Consider the following 17,749-nt stretch of genomic DNA (forward strand, 5'->3'; position numbering starts at 1 on the left):
TTGTTATTGTTGTTGCCCTTGATCCCGATGGCATTGTACTTCGATACGTCGCCACTGGCTACGTCCTCGATCGTGGCCTCACCCTTCAGCGAGTTACCCGAAATAGGACCGCCGCTCGAATCGACCTCAACGCACTTCAGCTCGCCGGTGAAATCAGGAGCGACTGGCGGCACGCGCGCGGGATCGAAACCCGCATCGCAGCAATTGGCGACAGCAATGGGGTCGAGATTCAGGTCGGGAATTCCAGCCCGCGGGCCTCCAGACGTATTCGGATCGCACGGCACGTTGCGGCAATCCTGGTCGAGCGGATACATTTGACGCCCTCTCGACACGACCCAGTGGGTCGGCTGTTGCTTCGTCAGCCAAATGTCGAAGTCGATCTCCGTACACGACGGCGCGTTAACGTAAAAACAGTGCGCATGCCGCATGACGTTGGAGGTATTGGTGATCTGAATGATGGTGTCCCGTGTTCCGTCGGCAATTACCTTAGGGAACACCAATATTGACGCGCTTTGCTCAGTGGTGACACCCGACATGGCCGGCTGGGCAAACATCCCCAATCCGACCAGCGTCGCCAGCCCCGTGAGCCCAACTAGCCCTCGCTGCCTACGCATTACCCTCCTCCTTTCGATCACGCCGCACCGAATTCGCCGTAGCGAACCCCTCGATCAAGTGTCGGCCTTATATCCGTGAGGTGCCAAGTTGTCAAGTCAAAAGGCCCTTTTTTTGCCACTTTGCATCCTACGGGAGATAAATGAAGTCGCTCTGCGGGCGGCTGCCGTTAAAATGCAGGTTGAATGCAGCCGTTCCGCCCCCTTGCCTAAACTCCTCCGCCACACCCAAAATCGCGTGTCCGTGGTCCGTGTGCTGATCGGCCACGCCGCGAATTCTAGTTTGCCCAGTCAACGTCCCATTCACCGCCGCACTGAAAATGGATTTGTCGGGGCTGGGAGTATCGATGCTCGATATTGTGAATTCCTGGAAACACTTGATGAGGCGACTGGTTGAAAAACGCTGCTCAAACTCGTTGAACACCAGGAATTGGACCGGGGTCGTGACCGGTGTCAGGGTCAAAAGATCCTCCGAACACGGCACCAGAGTCAGATCCGTGGTCACCCGATCGCCCGAAACCGGATCGTCCGCCCCATCAAAAAAATGATCCAAAATAAGGATATTTGGGCATCCGCTGTACTCGCCGGCGCTTACGCACGTGCCGCCCGGGCAGTCGGAGGAACCGGCACAGATGTTTTGTGCCTTGGTGCCGCCAGCGCACACATATCCACCCAGCACCAAGGTATTGTCGCCGTTGTTGGTCCCGGGAATGGCCGGAATGCCGATGGCGTTGTAGCTCTCGACATCGACGACACCGGTAGTCGAGCGGACGATCTCGACCTCCCCCTTCAGATCGTTGCGTTCTACCGGCACATCGTTCTGGTCGACGGCAATGCACTTCAGCTCGCCGATGAACGGGTCCTCCGGTGCTGGCGGGACATTGCTGCCGTTATTCGTCTGACCGTTTGGACTGAATTGTCCGTTGGTGGTGAGCGGAAAGCACGGCACGCCAGGAGTCGGACCCTCCGAACACCCGATTGCACCCTGAGACACCAACCAGGCAACCGGCTGGTTGGCGGTGATGTTGACGAAGAAATCCCTCTCCTGCCACTGCGGCTGGCAGGTTCCGGTACACGTCACCGGCGTGGACATGCAACTGCCCGAGCTATTACTGCATTGAGGCGTGGCATCCACGTAGAAGCAGCGCATGGAGATAGGCTGCGCCGAGGTGTTGCTGATGCGAATCAGCGTATCCACCGGCCCGCGTGCGGTGACACCGCTCGTATCCACCACCAGTTTCGGAAAAACCAGAATGGCAGCAGCCCGGTCGGATGCCACATCGGCGCGCGCAGCCAGAGCGACCGCCGTGATAAACGCCACCACGACGCCACCGATCTTGCGGCTCATAGTCCCGGCTGGCCTACCGCAGGGCTGCATCAGAATCCCCCCGGTAAGACGATGAGGTCGGCGTTCGGGCGGGCACCTTCGCCGTGTATATTCACAGCCGCGCGGCTGTGCTTCCCGGTCGCGTCCGCAGACAGATAATGGAACTCCTCCGCCACCCCAACGAATCCTGGTTGGTCGCTGGTCGCCGGCGTCATGCGCGTCTGGGCAAAGCGCGAGCCGAGAAACCCCTCCAGGAAAACCGAGTTGACAGCCGACAGGGTGAAATTCGACCAACAAGTTACCGTGGTACTCGTCGAAAAGAGTTCTTCGAATTCGTTGGTGATCAGAAACTGCACCACCACCCGCCCGGGAATCTGGTTCTCGAAGTCCTCCGTGCACGGCACCAGTGTCAGCTCCGTCGTGACACTCGATTTCACGCTCGCCAGCTCGTCGATGGCGGGATTGCTGGCCCCGCCGGCAAAATGGTCGAGGAGGAGCGCCTGCGGACAGGCATTGTACTCAGCCCCAGTCGGGCAGCTTTCGCTCGTACCACCACCCAGGCACAGCGTCGTGTCCCCGTTGTTTGAGCCCGAGTTGCTATTCAACCCCATGATCCCGACGGCGTTGTACTTGCTCGCGTCCCCATCCACCGTCACGATGGTGGCCTCACCTTTCAGGTGGTTGCCATTGATTGGCGCGCCAGACGAATCCACCTCAATGCACTTGAGTTCACCGGTGAACGTGTCGGCGACCGGCGGGATGGCGCCCGGATCGAACCCCGCACCGTTGCAGTCACGAAAGCTGAGGCTGCAGATCTTGTCCGTCGGAGCGTCGCCCTGGACCCGCCGGCCCGTCGACGCGACCCAGTGCGTGGGCTGCTGTTTGGTGAGGAAGATATCGAAATCCACCTCCTGCCACTGGGGCGGATTCGACACGCTGGGGGGATGTGTCGGGTCCAGCGGGGCGGCATTCACGTAGAAGCAGTGGGCGAACACCATCGAGTTCGAAGTGTTGGAAATCTGAATGATCGTGTCGACGGTCGACGTCTCCGACACCACCTTCGGGAAGATCAGGATCGAACTGCTGCGCTCGGTGGTAACGTCGGCGTGTACGGGTAGGGCACTGGCGACGAACGCGAAAATCAGCGCCAGGCCGCCGCGCCGGATCATCCCCTTCTCACTTCCCATCGGTCCCACGGTCCTCGATCGCATCACCCCACCGGGAATCTCTAGCACAGGCGTTTCCCGTTCGGTGTCCGCCCAAACAACACCACGTGACAAGTGCGCTTTATAGACCTCCGAGGCCGGGGCTGTCAATCAAAGTCAACGAAAAGATAGATACCGTGCGAAGTTCCGCACGCCACTCATTTGACCGGCGTGAGCCAGCCGATATGATTGGCGTCCTCGCCACACGTGATCATGGTAAAGCGCTGTTGCAACTCCTGGCAGATCGGGCCGGGACGTCCCGGCCCGATCTGCCGATCGTCAATCTCTCGTACCGGGGTCACCTCTGCGGCTGTGCCCGTCATGAAGACCTCGTCCGCCAAGTACGCCTCATCTCGCGAGAAGCGCTCCTCGACGACCTCCACACCGTGGTCGCGCAAAATGGTCAGGACAGACTCACGGGTAATGCCGGCCAAAATCGACGTCTGCGGTGTCGTCTTCACCCGCCCGCCACGAACAATGAAAATATTCTCACCGCTACACTCGGCGACGTACCCATCCACGTCGAGCATCATGGCCTCGTCGTACCCACCCCGACGCGCTTCGACGGCCGCCAGAATAGAGTTCACGTAATTGCCGACGGCCTTGGCCTTGGTCATGTGAGTGTTCACGTGCATCCGTTGGAACGATGAGGTCTTGAGCCGCACGCCTTTGCGTACGCCTTCCTCTCCAAGGTACGCTCCCCACGACCAGACGATGATCGCCACCCGTATCGGGTTGTGCACAGCCGCCAGCCCCATTTCACCCGCCCCCAGGAAGACGATCGGTCGGATGTAGCAGGAGCGGAACTTGTTGACCCGGACGGTCTCGACGCAGGCGTTGCTGATCTGCTCCTGGCTGAAGGGAATGGTGAGGCCGAGGATATGCGCCGAACCAAACAGCCGATCCACGTGTTCCTGCAATCGGAAGATCGCCGGCTGGCCACTGCGACCCTCGTAGCAGCGTATGCCCTCGAAGACGCCGAGACCATAGTGCAGCGTATGCGTCAGGACGTGGACTTGTGCCGCGTCCCACTCCACCAGCTGACCGTCAAACCAGATGTAGTCGCTCTTCTCCACGGTGAACCTTCCCCTCGGCTGCGCCAAAACGCCCGCTCACTTCAATTCCGCTTCCATGCGGTCGAACCACCGCTCGTAACATCCTCGAATCGCTTCCCGCCGCACGCTGAACTCCTGCCACAACAAGTCGCCGATTTCCTCAGCTCCGCCTTCGAAGCCCATGCGCTTGGCTATCCGCTTCAAGTCCATCTGCGTCCGATCGAGATCCTCGACAGGTCGGTCATATGCCAGCCGCAGTGAATTTTCTACCCGGCGCAGGAAGCGATAGCCGTCGGCGAGTAACCGATGATCCTCTCCGGGGAGCACGCCGGCCCACGCCAACGCCTCCAACGCCCCTAGCGTGTTGCCGACCCGGACGCTGGCATCGCTTGCGCCGTAGTGAAGCTGGAGCATCTGCGTCAAGAACTCCACGTCCACCAGTCCGCCACGCCCGGTCTTGATGTTGACCCGTTCGCGGCTCTCCCGCGCTAGCTCGTGCTCCATGCGCCAGCGTAGCCGGCGAATTTCGCTGACCTCCTCAGCGCGCAAGGAGGCACGATAGACAAAGTTGGAGATGATCATGGCCACCCGCTGCGCCAGGGCCGGTGTGCCTGCCACCGGGCGCGCTTTGACCAACGCCTGCCGCTCCCAAATTTGCGCGCTGGTCTCGTGATAGCGGCGAAAGCTTTCCAGGGACGACACCAGCGGGCCAGATCGTCCGGACGGCCGCAGCCGGGTGTCGATGCGGTACACGATTCCCTCGCGCGTCGCCACCTGCAAGACGGTGATAAGGCGTTGTGCAAGCTTCGAGAAGAATTCGAGGCTCGGCAGCGGTGTTGTCCCCGTCTGCGGCTCCTCGTAGACGAAAATCAGATCCAGATCGGAATTGTAGTTGAGTTCGCCGCCGCCGAGCTTTCCCAGCCCCAGCACCACAAGCTGTCCCGGCAGCTCGCCGCAGCCATAGCGCGCACACACATCCCGCGCAGCGACGTCGCAGGCGCTCTGCAGGCACACCTGCGCCAAGCTGGTCAACTCGGCGCTCACCTCTTCCGGCCGCAGCAGGGACTGGAGATCATTGATACCGATGCGCAGGAACTCCTGGTTGCGGAAACGGCGCAGGGCCTCGAGTGACTCTTCGAAGTCACCATCGGCGGAGAGCACGGCCTGCAACTCGGCGGCGAGGTCCTCCGCCGTGCGGTAAACCCGGACCAGATCCGCCCGCACCAGCGTATCGAGCAGCTCGGGGTGGCGAATGAATGCATTGGCAAGAAACTGGCTCCCCCCGAACAGTTCGACCAGCATGCGCAGCGTGCCCGGGTTCTCGCGCAGCAAGGCGAGGAAGCTGGTGCGGGCGCCAACCGACGAAATGAAGGTGGCGACGTTGCGTAGCGCGAGATCCGGATCAGCGGATTGCAGGATCGTGCGCAGTAACGACGGTGCGATGTCATAGAGCGCTTGCTTGCGACGCAAGCGCGCCGGCGCCGACACCGGGCCGTCGCGCAGCAGGAGCAAGTCGTCGTAGCTGCTCTCCGGCCGCGTGAAACCCAGGGTCTTCAAGCGAGCGAGGCTCCCTTCGCGAGCTTCCAGGGTCTGCAGCAACTCGACGACCTCGGCGTCCGCGGACCGCTGCGTTTCCGCCGCCGGTTCGTAGAAGAGCTTCTCGAAGGCGCGACGCACCCGCTCCGTATGCCGAGTCAGGTCCGCCCACATCTGCGTCACCACGTCGTCCCCGCGGTAGCCCAGACGCCGCGCCAGGGTTTCTTGCTCACGCACGTCCGAGGGCACAGCGTGAGTCTGGCGTTGGTGCACGATCTGGATCTTGTGTTCGACGTGGCGCAGGAAGCGGTACGCCTGCATCAACGCTTGACCTTCATCGGCCGGCAAATAGCCCGTCTCAGTCAGCTTCGCCAAGGTCGACAGCGAGCCACGCCCTCGCACCCGCTCGTCGCGCCCGCCATGCACGAGCTGCAACACCTGCACGAGGAATTCGATCTCGCGGATGCCACCGCGGCCCAGCTTGACGTTGCCGTGCCCCACTTTCTCACCCAACTGGGCCTCGACCCGCGCCTTCATCTCCTTCATGTCGGCGATGGTCGTGTAGTCGAGGTAGCGCCGATACACGAAGGGGCGCATCTCACGGAGAAAGCGCTCGCCGAGTTCCATCTCGCCGGCGATGGGACGTGCTTGGATAAGGGCCGAGCGCTCCCAGGTCTGGCCATAGGCTTCGTAGTAAACAAGCGCATCATTGAGGGCGTTGACGATCGGGCCATTCACCCCTTCAGGCCGCAACCGCAGGTCGACGCGGAAGGCGAATCCCGACGCGGTGACCTCCTGCAAAGCGCGCGTCACCAGCTCGGCAAGACGGGTGAAAAACTCTCGTGCCTGGAGCGTTCCCCGCGGCCCGCCGGCGGTTTGCTGGCTTCCCGCGGCATAGAGATACATCACGTCCACGTCGGAGCTGAAGTTCAACTCGCCGCCGCCGAGCTTGCCCATGGCGAGCACCACGAAAGAGTCCTGCGTGCTGAGTCCTGCGTCCTGAGGAGAGCCGACCGGAAAATCGCCGTACTGCTCACGCAGCATCCGCCGTGCCCAACGGCAGGCTGCGGCGAAAAGACCCGCCGCCAGCTCGCTCAGTTCCGCCATTGTGGTCTCGACCGGGTAACGGCCGGTGAGGTCGGCAAGTCCGATGCGCAGATATTGGCGATGGCGAAGTTGACGGAGTTGGCTGGAAAAGGGCTCCCAGGGCTCGTCAACGGCGGCACCGAGCTCGCGTTCATGATCCGCGGCGGAGCGCCTACCAGCCGCGTAGCATTCGCGAAACAACGTCAGCCATTCCGCGCCCAACGCCTGCAAAGTGTTACTGAGCGACTGACTTCCCCCGAGCAGGGTGCACAGCGCCGACAGCTCTTCTGGGCTCAGTGCGGCGATCACGGCCGGGTCGGCCGTTGCCTCGAGCAAGCGTTCCCACCCGGCCAGAGCCATGGCAGGGTCGGCGGCGGCAGCCAGCAGCATCGGCACGCGATTCGCCAGCCCCGGGGCCACCGAGTCCAAGGTTCGCGCCAAGCGGGCTACCCGTTCGTGATCTGCTCCCAAGCGGTGAAGAAGTGCGCCGGATACTTCCATCGAACCATTGCCTCATCGAATCATCGAATCATTGGCTTCCAACTGCAAGAAGTCAGCGACTCAACGATCAACGGATCAACGATTCACCCACGCGAGCGGCGGTGTAGGGTTGCTCGTCAAGCGCATGCGCCGCCATCCACGCCCGCAGGTCGCTGCAGGCGCGCGCCGCCAGATGCCGGCGCTTCTCGCGGCCCCGCTCGCGGCCGGCGATGGCGGGAAACAGACCATAGTTCGCGTTCATCGGCTGGAACTCGCGGCGGCCACGGTCGGTGACGTAGCGGACCAATGAGCCGAGCGCCGTGGTCGCCGGGGGAACGATGCAGGCCGCCCCCGCCAGCAGCCGCGACACGTTGATGGCCGCCAACAGCCCCGCCGCGGCGGATTCGACGTAGCCTTCGACGCCAACGAGCTGCCCAGCGAGAAACGTCTGTGGACGACCCATCAGTTGCAGCGTCGGCTGCAGCAGGCGCGGCGAATTGACGAAGGTGTTGCGATGCAAGCAGCCGAGCCGGACAAACTCGGCGTTTTCGAGCCCCGGGATCATGCGGAATACCCGGCGCTGCTCGGGATACGTCATCTTCGTCTGAAATCCGACCATGTTGAAAAGCGTGCCTTCGTGATTGTCCTGGCGCAGCTGCACCGCAGCAAAGGGGCGCTGGCCACTGCGCGGATCGATGAGTCCCACCGGACGCATGGGCCCGAAAGCCAACGTGTCGGGCCCACGCCGCGCCATCTCTTCGATCGGCATACAGCCTTCGAAGTAGATACAGCGCTCGAACTCCTTCGTCGGCATGGTCTGCGCGCTCCGCACCGCCTCGACAAACTGATAGTACTCGTCGCGCGACAGCGGGCAGTTGAGGTAGTCATCGCCCCCTTTCCCGTACCGCGATGCCAAGAACGCAATGCGCCGATCGACCGATTCGGCCGTGACGATGGGCGCGATGGCGTCGTAGAAATACAGAGACTTCTCGCCGAGAACCTCTTGCAGACAGCGGGCGAGAGCCGGCGAGGTCAACGGGCCGGTGGCGACGATGGTGAGACCGGCTGGCAGCGCGGTGAGTTCTTCCCGCACGAGCGTAACCTCGGAGCGCGAGGTGATCGCTTCGGTCATCTGGGCGGCAAACAACTCCCGGTCGACCGCCAGTGCCACACCCGCCGGCACGGCAGTCCGATCGGCAACTGCCATGACCACGGAGCCCAGGCAGCGCATCTCTTCTTTCAGCAGACCGACGGCCGAATCCAGCGAGGCGCTGCGAAAGGAATTGGAACAGACCAGCTCACCCAGCCGGTCAGTGTGATGCACTGGCGTCGGGCACAGCGGACGCATTTCGTAGAGCCGAACGGGGATCCCGCGGCGCGCCAACTGCCAGGCCGCCTCGGACCCGGCAAGGCCGCCGCCGATGATTGTGACAGGGCACTGAGTCCCGAGTCCTGAGTCCTGGGTAACCGAACCCGGCATGATCTTGTCTGACGCTCAACTGTCGATAGTGAACGGTTGACTGCGGTTCACACCGCTTCCGCCTCAGCGACCGTCTCCTGGTATTTGCAACCTTCGCTCAAGCAGCGGCGGACGGTGCCGTAGCGTTTGGTCGTTTTCTCCACCACGAACGGCGCCTTGCACTGCGGGCAGGGCTCCGGCACGGGGCGTTCCCAGGTGGCAAATTTGCATTGCGGGTACCGATTGCAGCTGTAGAAGGTCTTGCCGGAGCGCGAGCGCTTCTCCACGATCTCGCCCTGGCCGCAGTCGGGGCACGCAACCCCGGTGGGCACGGGACGCACGAGCGGGCGCACGTTCTTGCATTCGGGGTATCCGGAGCAGCCGAGGAACTTGCCGTAACGGCCGAAGCGCAGCTGTAGCGGCCGGCCGCACAGTTCGCACTTCTCGTCGATCTGCTGTGCCTCCTCCACCCGGATGGTGCCTTCGGCGTCGCGGGTGAAGTTCTTCGTGTTCTTGCACTCCGGATACTTCGGGCAGGCCAGGAACTCGCCGCCGCGCCCCCACTTGATTACCATGCTGGCGCCGCAGGACGTACACGAAATATCGGTCGGCTGACCTTCGCGCTTGACGTCGCGCATGCGCTCTTCGGCATGCTCGAGATCGCGAGCAAAGGGATCGTAGAAGCGCCGCATAGCCGCCACCCATTGCTGCTTGCCCTCCTCGATCTGATCCAGCACGTCCTCCATGCCGGCGGTGAACTCGACATTGAGAATGTCCGGAAAGGCGTCGACCAGCAGTTCGGTGATGAGGAACCCGAGCTCGGTAGGACGCAGCCGCCGGGACTTGTCCTCGGCGACGTATTCCTTGCTCAGGATCGTGGTCATGATGGTGGCGTACGTCGACGGCCGGCCGATGCCCTTCTCTTCCAGCTCTTTGATCAGCGTGGCCTGACTAAAGCGCGGCGGCGGCTGAGTGAAATGCTGCTCGGGAAGGAGTTCGTGCAGCCGCAAGCGCTCTCCTTCGGTCAGCGGCGGCAGCTGGCGCTCGGACTCGTCTTCTTCCTCTCCTTCCTTGCGCTCCTCGTCACGTCCCTCGGTGTACACGCGGATGAAGCCGTCGAACTTCATGATCTGGCCGGTGGCGCGAAAGAGGGTGTCCGCTGCGGTGATGTCGACGGTGGTCTGATCGAACACCGCGGGCGTCATCTGGCTGGCGACGAAGCGGTTCCAGATGAGCGTGTACAGTGCCGACTCCTCCTTGGAGAGGTACGGCGCGACTCGTTCGGGAGCGTGGCTGAGCGCCGTCGGGCGGATGGCCTCGTGCGCGTCCTGCGCGCCCTTCTTGCTCGGATACGTGATGGCGCTCTCCGGGAGATACGGTTTGCCAAAGCGCTCGCCGATGAACTGCCGCACCTCCTGCAGGGCTTCCGGGCCGATGCGGGTCGAATCGGTTCGCATGTAGGTGATGAGCCCGACCGCGCCTTCGCCACCGAGCTCGACGCCCTCATACAAACGTTGTGCAATCCGCATGGTGCGGCCGGGCGCAAAGCCGAGCTTGCGCGAGGCCTCCTGCTGCAACCGCGAGGTGATGAACGGCGGCGTCGGATAGCGCCGGCGCTCCTTGCGCTCGACACGGCCGACGACCCAGGTCGCCCCCCGTAAACGCTCCACCAAAGCCTGCGCCGTGCCTTCATTTTCGATCCGGAATTTCTCCGGATCCAGACGATCCTCACCGACGCGAAACAGGCGTGCCGCGAAAGGTGGCGGGTGGTCGCCTTCGAGACGCGCGGTGACCGACCAGTACTCCTTCGGTGCAAACGCCTGGATCTCGCGCTCGCGCTCGCAAATGATCCGCACCGCCACCGACTGCACGCGGCCGGCGGACAGACCGCGGCGCACTTTCTTCCACAGCAACGGACTGATTTGATACCCCACCAGCCGGTCCAGGATGCGACGCGTTTGCTGCGCTTCGTACAAGTTGCGATCCAGCTCCTGCGGGTGGCGGATGGCTTCCTCCACCGCGCGCTTGGTGATTTCGTTGAAGAGCACGCGATGGAGCTTCTGCTTTCCACCGCCGATCTGCTCAGCGATGTGCCAGGCAATGGCCTCGCCCTCACGGTCCGGATCGGGAGCCAGGTAGATGTTCTCCTTGCCTTTCGCGGCTCGTTTCAGCTCGTCGATGATCTTTTTCTTGCCGCGGAGCACCTGGTAGTCGGGCTTGAAGTCGTCCGCGATGTCCACCCCCAGCTTGCTCTTCGGCAGGTCGAGAATGTGACCGACTGATGCCTTCACCTGGAAGTCTTTTCCCAAGTATTTTTCCAAGGTCCGGGCCTTTGCGGGCGATTCAACAATGACCAGATTCTTCGCCATAAATCATACCTGCGCTGGAGTGCGCCGCACGTCAACCAGCGCGGCGACAAAATGTTTTCCGGGAAGCTGCTGCACGACCCCTTTCAATTCCAGGTCGAGCAGCGTTTGCAGCACCGTTGCCGGCGCCAACCCACTACGGGTGATGATCGCGTCGATATGGACGGTGTCGTGGCGCATGCATTCAACGATCGCCGCCTCAGTGGGAGCGAGTTCGACGACGCCACGCGGCGCCACGCGGCCGAGCAGTTGCGGTGCGATTTCTTCCATTACGTCTTCGGCGCGCTCCGTCAGTTTCGCTCCCTCACGAATCAGCCGATGGGTGCCGCGGGTGCGTTCGCCGATGGCGCCTGGAACGGCAAACACCTCGCGGCCCTGGTCTGCCGCCAACGTCGCCGTAATCAACGAGCCGCTTTTCTCTGTGGCTTCCACAACCACCGTACCAAGCGCGAGGCCGCTGATGATACGGTTGCGGTTTGGAAAGTTCTCCGCATCCGGCTGCGTGCCCATCATGAGTTCCGTAACCACCGCTCCTTGTCGTGAGATCGCCTGAAAGAGCGCATGATGCTCACTTGGGTAGACCACGTCAATGCCGGAGCCCAACACCGCTATGGTGCGGCCTCCGGCGCGTAACGCGGTCCAATGTGCCTGCGCATCGATGCCGCGCGCCATGCCACTGACGACGGTGACGCCATAACGCACCAACCCCTCCGTAATCTCGCGCGCCAACCGGAGCCCATAGGCGCTGACGCGGCGCGAACCGACCATCGCCACCGCCGTGGCATCGCACGGCTCTAATTCTCCTTGCACGAAGAGAAACGGGGGCGGATCGTGGATCTGGCGAAGGTTGACCGGATAGACCGGGTCGTTCCACGTGACCAGCTTCGCACCGCTCCGACTCAGGCGTTCGCTTTGCTCATCCACCGCGCGCCAATCGCTGAACCGACGAATCGACTGCGCCACTTCGGCGCGCACGCCAGCGCCCACCAACGCATGTGGGCTGGCATCAAAGACCGACGCCGGCGTGCCGAAGGCACGGAGCAGCCCCTGGTACATGACCGGGCCGACGCCATGAACCATTCTCAGCGCCAGCCAGGTCCGCGCCTCATGTTGCGATCGATCCACCGCCACGTTGTAGCGCAACTTCACAGCTCGCATCAACCAATGTGTCTTGTTGAGTGCTATTCAACCATACTCCAACCGTCGCATGATGGTTCACGGTCGTTGGTTTGACAGCCCCTCCGAACAAGACGCGGCACCACCCTCGCAGGCAGGAGCAGCACCGGCGGCCGAGCGGCAGGCTCGGCGTCGCGCTCTTTCAGTCTCGCCCCGACTTCGGCCGCCCAGCCACAACCGGTCCCTCTGGTCCCGTGGAGAGGCGGGAAGGATCCTGGAGCCCGAGTAGCCTTCGGCGCCTGTGCCGTTTTCGTAAACGCTGCTCCCATAATCGCCATTAATTGCGACAGCTTGGCGACCCTTGGGCCAATCGTGCTGGACCGCTCGGCGGGTGCGAGTTTGGCATGACATCTGCTTCACGGAGCGTGACGCTGAGGCTAAGGAGGTAAAATAATGGAGAACCATTGCAGAACCTTTAGGCACGCGAAACGTATTCGTGTGCGTCTACCTTTTCCGGGTTTTTCCCGGGCATGGGATTGCCGGCCCTTCGGTTTCGGGCGAATCGTCGCTCCCGTCGCCAGCGGGTGCATAGAAGTCGCGCCGCGGGTCGAACTCGACCTCGCCACTGGTGAGCTGCGCGCCGAGGTCCGTTCCCAGAAGCGTTCGGCCTGAGGGTCCGAGCCAAAGGAGAGCATCATGGAACCGACAATGGATTGCGAGATCTCCGCGATCAGAGAGTTTCGCTGCGCCTTGTGCGGCGAGCCGTTTTCTTCCAGAGCTCACGTGCACGAGTGTCTGCGCGACCAGCTGGATCCGGTACGCTACGTAGAGCTGTTCTGGGACGAAGCCTGACCCGGTCCGGCCTCGCTTCACCTTCTCGACACACGCAGGCGCGGGTCGCGGAGCATCTGCTTGCCCAAGCACGAGCAGTACAGTTCCTTGCCGATTCCGCGTAGTTAGTCCATTTTTTCAAATCAGCAGCCTCTTTCCGGTCCTCTTGCGCTCTGGAGCGAAACCGCCGCACGTGGCATGAGAGCGATCGTGCGTGACGTGCGGGTGACAGAGTCGGTGCAGGAGGGGACATCAGAGAAGCGTCCGGCGACCCGCCTAGGCGCCGTCGCGCTGCTGCTCGCCGCCAGTGTCTTGCTCTCCCGCCTCCTCGGTTATGGGCGTGAGGCCTTGTTAGCGTACCAGATCGGTGCCCGGGCCTCGACCGACGCTTACTTCGCGGCCTTTCAGATTCCCGATCTACTCAACTACCTGCTCGCAGGCGGTGCGCTTTCGGTAGCTTTTCTTCCACTCTACACTCGCCATCTCTCGCGTGGCGACCTTGAGGCAGCGGAGCGGTTCTTCGCCACTGTCCTGGGCACACTTGGCGTCATCGCGATAGTGGCAACGGCCGGATTGTGGTGGTGGACCGAGCCACTGGTGGCGTTACAGTTCCCGCATTTCGATCCACCCACTCAGGCCCTCACGGTCCACCTGACGCGGATCGTGCTGCCGGCGCAGATCTTCTTCATCACGGGCGGCATCGTCAATGCCACCCTGTTGGCGCGGGGACGGTTCGGCGCCGCCGCGGCGGCACCGTTGATTTACAACGCCGGCATCATTGCCGGCGGTCTGCTGCTGGCGCCGCGCCAAGGGATCGGCGTAGAGGGTTTCGCGTGGGGCGCATTGGCGGGTGCCATCCTCGGACCATTCTTGGCACCTTTGCTGGACGCCCGCCGGCGCGTCCGGCTGCGGGTGCGCGTCAGCGTCAGCGACCGGGCGTTTTTGGGCTATCTCGTCGTCGCCGCCCCGTTGATGTTCGGGCAGACGCTCCTCACCGTCGACGAATGGTACGGGCGCTGGTTCGGAGCGCTACTCGACGCCGGAACGGTGGCGCATTTGGCCTACGCGCGCCGCCTGATGCAAGTTCCGGTGGCCGTGGTCGGGCAAGCGATCGCTGCGGCGGCGCTGCCAACGCTGGCGCGCCTGTGGGCGGAGGACCGGCAGGACGAATTCAAACGGTTGGTGTTGCGCACCTTGCAGGCGGGGCTGGCGCTCGCCCTCTGCGGCGGAGCCGCGGTCATCGTTCTGGCGCGGCCCATGGTGCAGTTGGTCTACCAGCACGGTGCCTTTACCGGGGCGGACACCGCCCAAGTGGCAAGCATCTTGGCACTGTTCTGCCTGGCGGTTCCGGCGTGGATCGCCCAACAGATTGCCGTGCGCGCGTTCTACGCCCGCGGTGACACGTGGCGCCCCATGCTCCTCGGCACCGCAGTCGCAATCGCCGCAATCCCGCTCTATCTTTTGCTCGCGCAGCGCTTCGGCGTCCTCGGCATCGCCGCGGCAGGCACCATCGGCATGAGCGCCAACGCTCTGGCCACGCTCCTACTAGCACGCTGGCTCCACGGTGGGCCGCAGTTGCTGCGGCTCCTCGACACCGCCGCGCGGGCGGCGCTCATAGCCACGGTCGCCGCCGTCGTAACCCACTTGTCGTTGCACTTCATACCCCGAGGGATCAGCGGCGCACTGGTGGAGCTCGGTGGTGGTGGGCTCATCTTTGGCGGTGTCGTCCTCGTTGGCGCGGTGGCAATCGGCGACGAACCGATGCGCGGCGCCCTCCGCTGGCTGTTCCGCCGCCGTTGGGGCCGGAAAGCCGATCAGGCGAGCTGATCCGTATCACCCTGACGCCCGCAAGCTTTTTCCCCGCGGGACCTCAGTGCCGGTTGGTGGCTACGCCACGTAGCGCAGCATGAACACGAAATGGAAAATGCTGCCGGCCAGGACGAACAGATGGAAAATGTCGTGGAAGCCGAAGACGTTTGGCAGCGGGTCGGGGCGTTGCACACCATAGATGACCGCGCCGACGGTGTAGCACATGCCGCCCATCAGCAGCCAGTTGAATCCGCCCGCTGGCAAGGTGTGGAGCAACGGCACGAAGGCGACAACGGCCATCCAGCCCATACCGAGATACAACGCCGTGGTGAGCCAGCGTGGCAGATGTTGAAAGAAGAGCTTGATGACCCCACCGATGAGCGCACAGGCCCACGCGGCGCCGAAGAGGCTCCAGCCCAATCCGCCGCGCAGGGTCACAAGGCAGACGGGAGTGTAGCTTCCGGCGATCAACACATAGATCGCCGTGTGGTCGAAACGGCGCAGCCAGTCCTCCTTGCGCGGCGAGAGCGGCAGCCAGTGGTACAGGGTGCTGGCCGAGTACAACAAGATCAGGCTCATCCCGTACACCGTGAATCCGACCGTACGCATCGGATCGCCATGCGATCGGAGAATCAGCCAGACCAGCCCGGGGATGGCCAGCAATACGCCGAGCAAATGCGAGAAGCAACTGAAGGGTTCTTTCACACGCAAACGCATGGTCGAGGTGGCAAACAGTAGACGACCAGGGAGGCGTTATCAACCCCGGGGCCTAGCCAGGTAATGCCGTCGAAGCGACCTCGATCCCGCCTTCGCCCGGAGCCTCATCCCTCTACCGTCCCACCGTGCCGAGCCCGAGGCCGCACAGCACCGCGAGTGAATAGGCGATGAAGATGCCCGAGATGCTTCCCATGGAGGGTCCCTTGGTCGCGTGCGTATAGCCACGCCGGTGCATCCGCCTGAACTCGCGCGCCGAGAAGACCGCGGCGGCGGTCAGCGGTACCACCGCAACGATCGGCAAGACGCGCAACGCAAGCAGGAGGTAGGCCAGTGCATACGTGAGCCCGCCCAGTCCATAAATGACACCCTGGGACCGCGAGCGGCCGAGGACGATCGAGAGTGTTCTGCGGCCGGCGGCGGCGTCGCCTTGAATGTCGCAGGTGTTATTGACCGTCAGGATGTCCGCGATCAGCGTCGTCGAGGGCAACCCCAGCAGCAGCGCGGCGGAAGTGATCTCGTGCGTCTGGACATACGTGGAAAGAACAATCAGCACCATGCCCAGCAGGCCGCCCGCAAGGACTTCGCCGCAAGGCGTGCGTGCAAGCGGCAGCGGACCCCCACTGTAGAAAAAGGAGACGGCCATTCCGAGCGCCCCGACGCCTATCACCTCCCAACCGACGCGGACGCCGAGCGCCAGCCCGAAGAGCGCGCCCAACCCGAAGGCGCCGCAGGAGATCCAGAAGGCGACGCGCGGCTCGATGGCTCGGTGGACGAGCACTTTGTAGCGATCGACGTCGGAATCAACGGTATCGACACCGCCGATGAAATCGAAATAGCTGTTGAAGCCCGCAGTGCCGATGTCGACGCACTCGGCCGCCACGAAGAGGAGCAAAAAGAGAAGCAGTGACAGATGATGGGTGGAGTACACGGCGTAGGCCGTGCCAATCAAGACGGACGATACGCTGACGATCTTGGTCCGGATCTCGACGATCCGCAGGACGTCGGTGAGCGTCAGGGTCGCGGCCATGGCTCGATCGACCTCTATAGCGCGCTGGCCGGCCTCACGTCGACGATTCCCCACAGCATGGAACGGTCGCGCGCCGCCTGGTTGGTCGCCGCCTGTTCCGTCGGCTCCGCGAAGCTGCGGAGGACGACGATACTGTCCCGGGTTCCGGCCCGCTTGACCGCCGCGAACAGCCGATCGCGGTAGTCGGCGCCGGCCCCGTCGAGAACATTCGAGAGCGTGAAGCCGTCGAAGCTACCCGGCGCGCAAGACTCCAGATAGGAGGCCGCGTCGGACAAGACGAGTTGGATCGCGTGCGCCGCGACCGGGCCGGGCTCGGGTGAGAGGTCCCCGAGCAGCAGCGCCCGCGCGTAGGGGTTGGAGCGGTTCGGATGGGTCCGGAAGCAGCGCTCCATGCGTCCCCGCATGACCCGCCCGAAGTGCGGCGGCAGGATCTCGAGGAATGGGGACGCGTACAGCGCGCGCAGCCCGGTCAATGAGAACATGACGTCGAATCCGATCCGGAAGGCCATCGTATTGAGGCGCCGATTCCAGAATTCAATCTGCTCCGCCGGGTCCGCGAGATCCAGGAAGTCCTGGACTGTGCGACGGCGCCATCCCGCGAGCGGGAGCAGCGCACGGCCGACGGACATGATCCGCTCGGCCGTACCGATCTGCATGGGCTCGCCGGCGAGCCGGCGCTTCGCGTAGCTCAATTGCACCGGATTGATATCGACGGCGACCACGTCGTGCCGCTCAGCGAGCCGGATTGCCGTACAGCCCGCGGACGCAATGCAGAACACGCGACCGCCCCGGCCGAGGGCTTCCTCTTCGATCGAAGGGTCCTCGTACATCCGCCCGAAGAGGATCTTCTTCGGTCCCCCGTGGTGATCGAAGCGACCCGCCTCCCACGGAGTCTCAGTCGCCATCGTGCGTTTCTAACGGCCCGCCTGCGCCGCCGCGACCCACATGAGCACGACGAAGGCGAAGTTCTTGACCACCATGCCCGCCGGGTCGTGGATAACGTGCCGGGCGAATATGATCCCATTCGTGTTCAAGGCGACCAGCAGCGCCGTCTGCGTCAGCGCCGCAAGGAACGGCTGCCATCCGCTCAGCACCCAGAGCGCCAGACCGCACTCGACGACGCC

At 63.3% G+C, this 17,749-nt stretch carries 14 protein-coding genes; 2 read left to right on the plus strand and 12 right to left on the minus strand.

All coding sequences use genetic code 11. The features are described from left to right. The 8 genes from VF515_01030 to dprA form a co-directional block, all read right to left on the minus strand. Positions 1–554: hypothetical protein (locus VF515_01030; GenBank protein ID HEX7406210.1), on the minus strand; the 554-nt coding region annotated here is incomplete at its 3' end. 187 nt (positions 555–741) lie between these two features. Continuing rightward, positions 742–1,959 carry a hypothetical protein gene (locus VF515_01035; protein ID HEX7406211.1) on the minus strand — a complete coding sequence of 406 codons (1,218 nt, stop codon included), beginning with the start codon at positions 1,957–1,959 and terminating at the stop codon, positions 742–744. A gap of 29 nt (positions 1,960–1,988) precedes the next feature. Continuing rightward, on the minus strand, positions 1,989–3,125 hold the full coding sequence (locus tag VF515_01040; GenBank protein ID HEX7406212.1) for a hypothetical protein: 1,137 nt from the start codon (positions 3,123–3,125) through the stop codon (positions 1,989–1,991). A 176-nt stretch (positions 3,126–3,301) separates the two neighbouring features. Next, entirely contained in the window at positions 3,302–4,219 is a 918-nt protein-coding gene (locus tag VF515_01045) for a branched-chain amino acid transaminase (GenBank protein HEX7406213.1), read from the minus strand. A 36-nt stretch (positions 4,220–4,255) separates the two neighbouring features. Further along, the gene (glnE, locus tag VF515_01050) at positions 4,256–7,321 is read right to left on the minus strand and encodes a bifunctional [glutamate--ammonia ligase]-adenylyl-L-tyrosine phosphorylase/[glutamate--ammonia-ligase] adenylyltransferase (protein ID HEX7406214.1); all 3,066 of its coding nucleotides are present in this window, start codon (positions 7,319–7,321) and stop codon (positions 4,256–4,258) included. A gap of 67 nt (positions 7,322–7,388) precedes the next feature. Continuing rightward, complete coding sequence (trmFO, locus tag VF515_01055) at positions 7,389–8,780, minus strand: methylenetetrahydrofolate--tRNA-(uracil(54)-C(5))-methyltransferase (FADH(2)-oxidizing) TrmFO (protein ID HEX7406215.1); 1,392 nt, start codon at positions 8,778–8,780, stop codon at positions 7,389–7,391. A gap of 47 nt (positions 8,781–8,827) precedes the next feature. Beyond that, positions 8,828–11,128 carry a type I DNA topoisomerase gene (gene topA / locus VF515_01060; protein HEX7406216.1) on the minus strand — a complete coding sequence of 767 codons (2,301 nt, stop codon included), beginning with the start codon at positions 11,126–11,128 and terminating at the stop codon, positions 8,828–8,830. Positions 11,129–11,131: 3 nt separating this feature from the next. After that, a complete protein-coding gene (dprA, locus tag VF515_01065) occupies positions 11,132–12,283 on the minus strand; it encodes a DNA-processing protein DprA (GenBank protein HEX7406217.1) in 1,152 nt (383 codons plus the stop codon). A gap of 654 nt (positions 12,284–12,937) precedes the next feature. On the opposite strand from dprA, the gene VF515_01070 reads away from it, so the two are divergent. Together VF515_01070 and murJ are read left to right on the plus strand one after the other, a co-directional pair. Beyond that, complete coding sequence (locus VF515_01070) at positions 12,938–13,093, plus strand: hypothetical protein (GenBank protein ID HEX7406218.1); 156 nt, start codon at positions 12,938–12,940, stop codon at positions 13,091–13,093. A 177-nt stretch (positions 13,094–13,270) separates the two neighbouring features. Next, on the plus strand, positions 13,271–14,899 hold the full coding sequence (gene murJ, locus VF515_01075) for a murein biosynthesis integral membrane protein MurJ (protein HEX7406219.1): 1,629 nt from the start codon (positions 13,271–13,273) through the stop codon (positions 14,897–14,899). Positions 14,900–14,959: 60 nt separating this feature from the next. On the opposite strand, the gene VF515_01080 is transcribed toward murJ, so the two are convergent. The 4 genes from VF515_01080 to VF515_01095 form a co-directional block, all read right to left on the minus strand. Next, positions 14,960–15,586 (minus strand): hemolysin III family protein, encoded by a 627-nt coding sequence (locus VF515_01080; protein HEX7406220.1) that lies wholly within the window; start codon positions 15,584–15,586, stop codon positions 14,960–14,962. Between the two features lie 124 nt (positions 15,587–15,710). After that, positions 15,711–16,625, minus strand: a complete 915-nt coding sequence (locus VF515_01085; GenBank protein ID HEX7406221.1) for a prenyltransferase — start codon at positions 16,623–16,625, stop codon at positions 15,711–15,713. A 14-nt stretch (positions 16,626–16,639) separates the two neighbouring features. Beyond that, a complete protein-coding gene (locus VF515_01090; protein ID HEX7406222.1) occupies positions 16,640–17,530 on the minus strand; it encodes a DUF3419 family protein in 891 nt (296 codons plus the stop codon). 9 nt (positions 17,531–17,539) lie between these two features. Continuing rightward, positions 17,540–17,749, minus strand: a 210-nt coding sequence (locus VF515_01095) for a DoxX-like family protein (protein ID HEX7406223.1), incomplete at its 5' end; no start/stop codon positions are given.

The sequence above is a fragment of the Candidatus Binatia bacterium genome (assembly GCA_036382395.1).
GTDB lineage: Bacteria > Desulfobacterota > Binatia > HRBIN30 > HRBIN30 > JAGDMS01.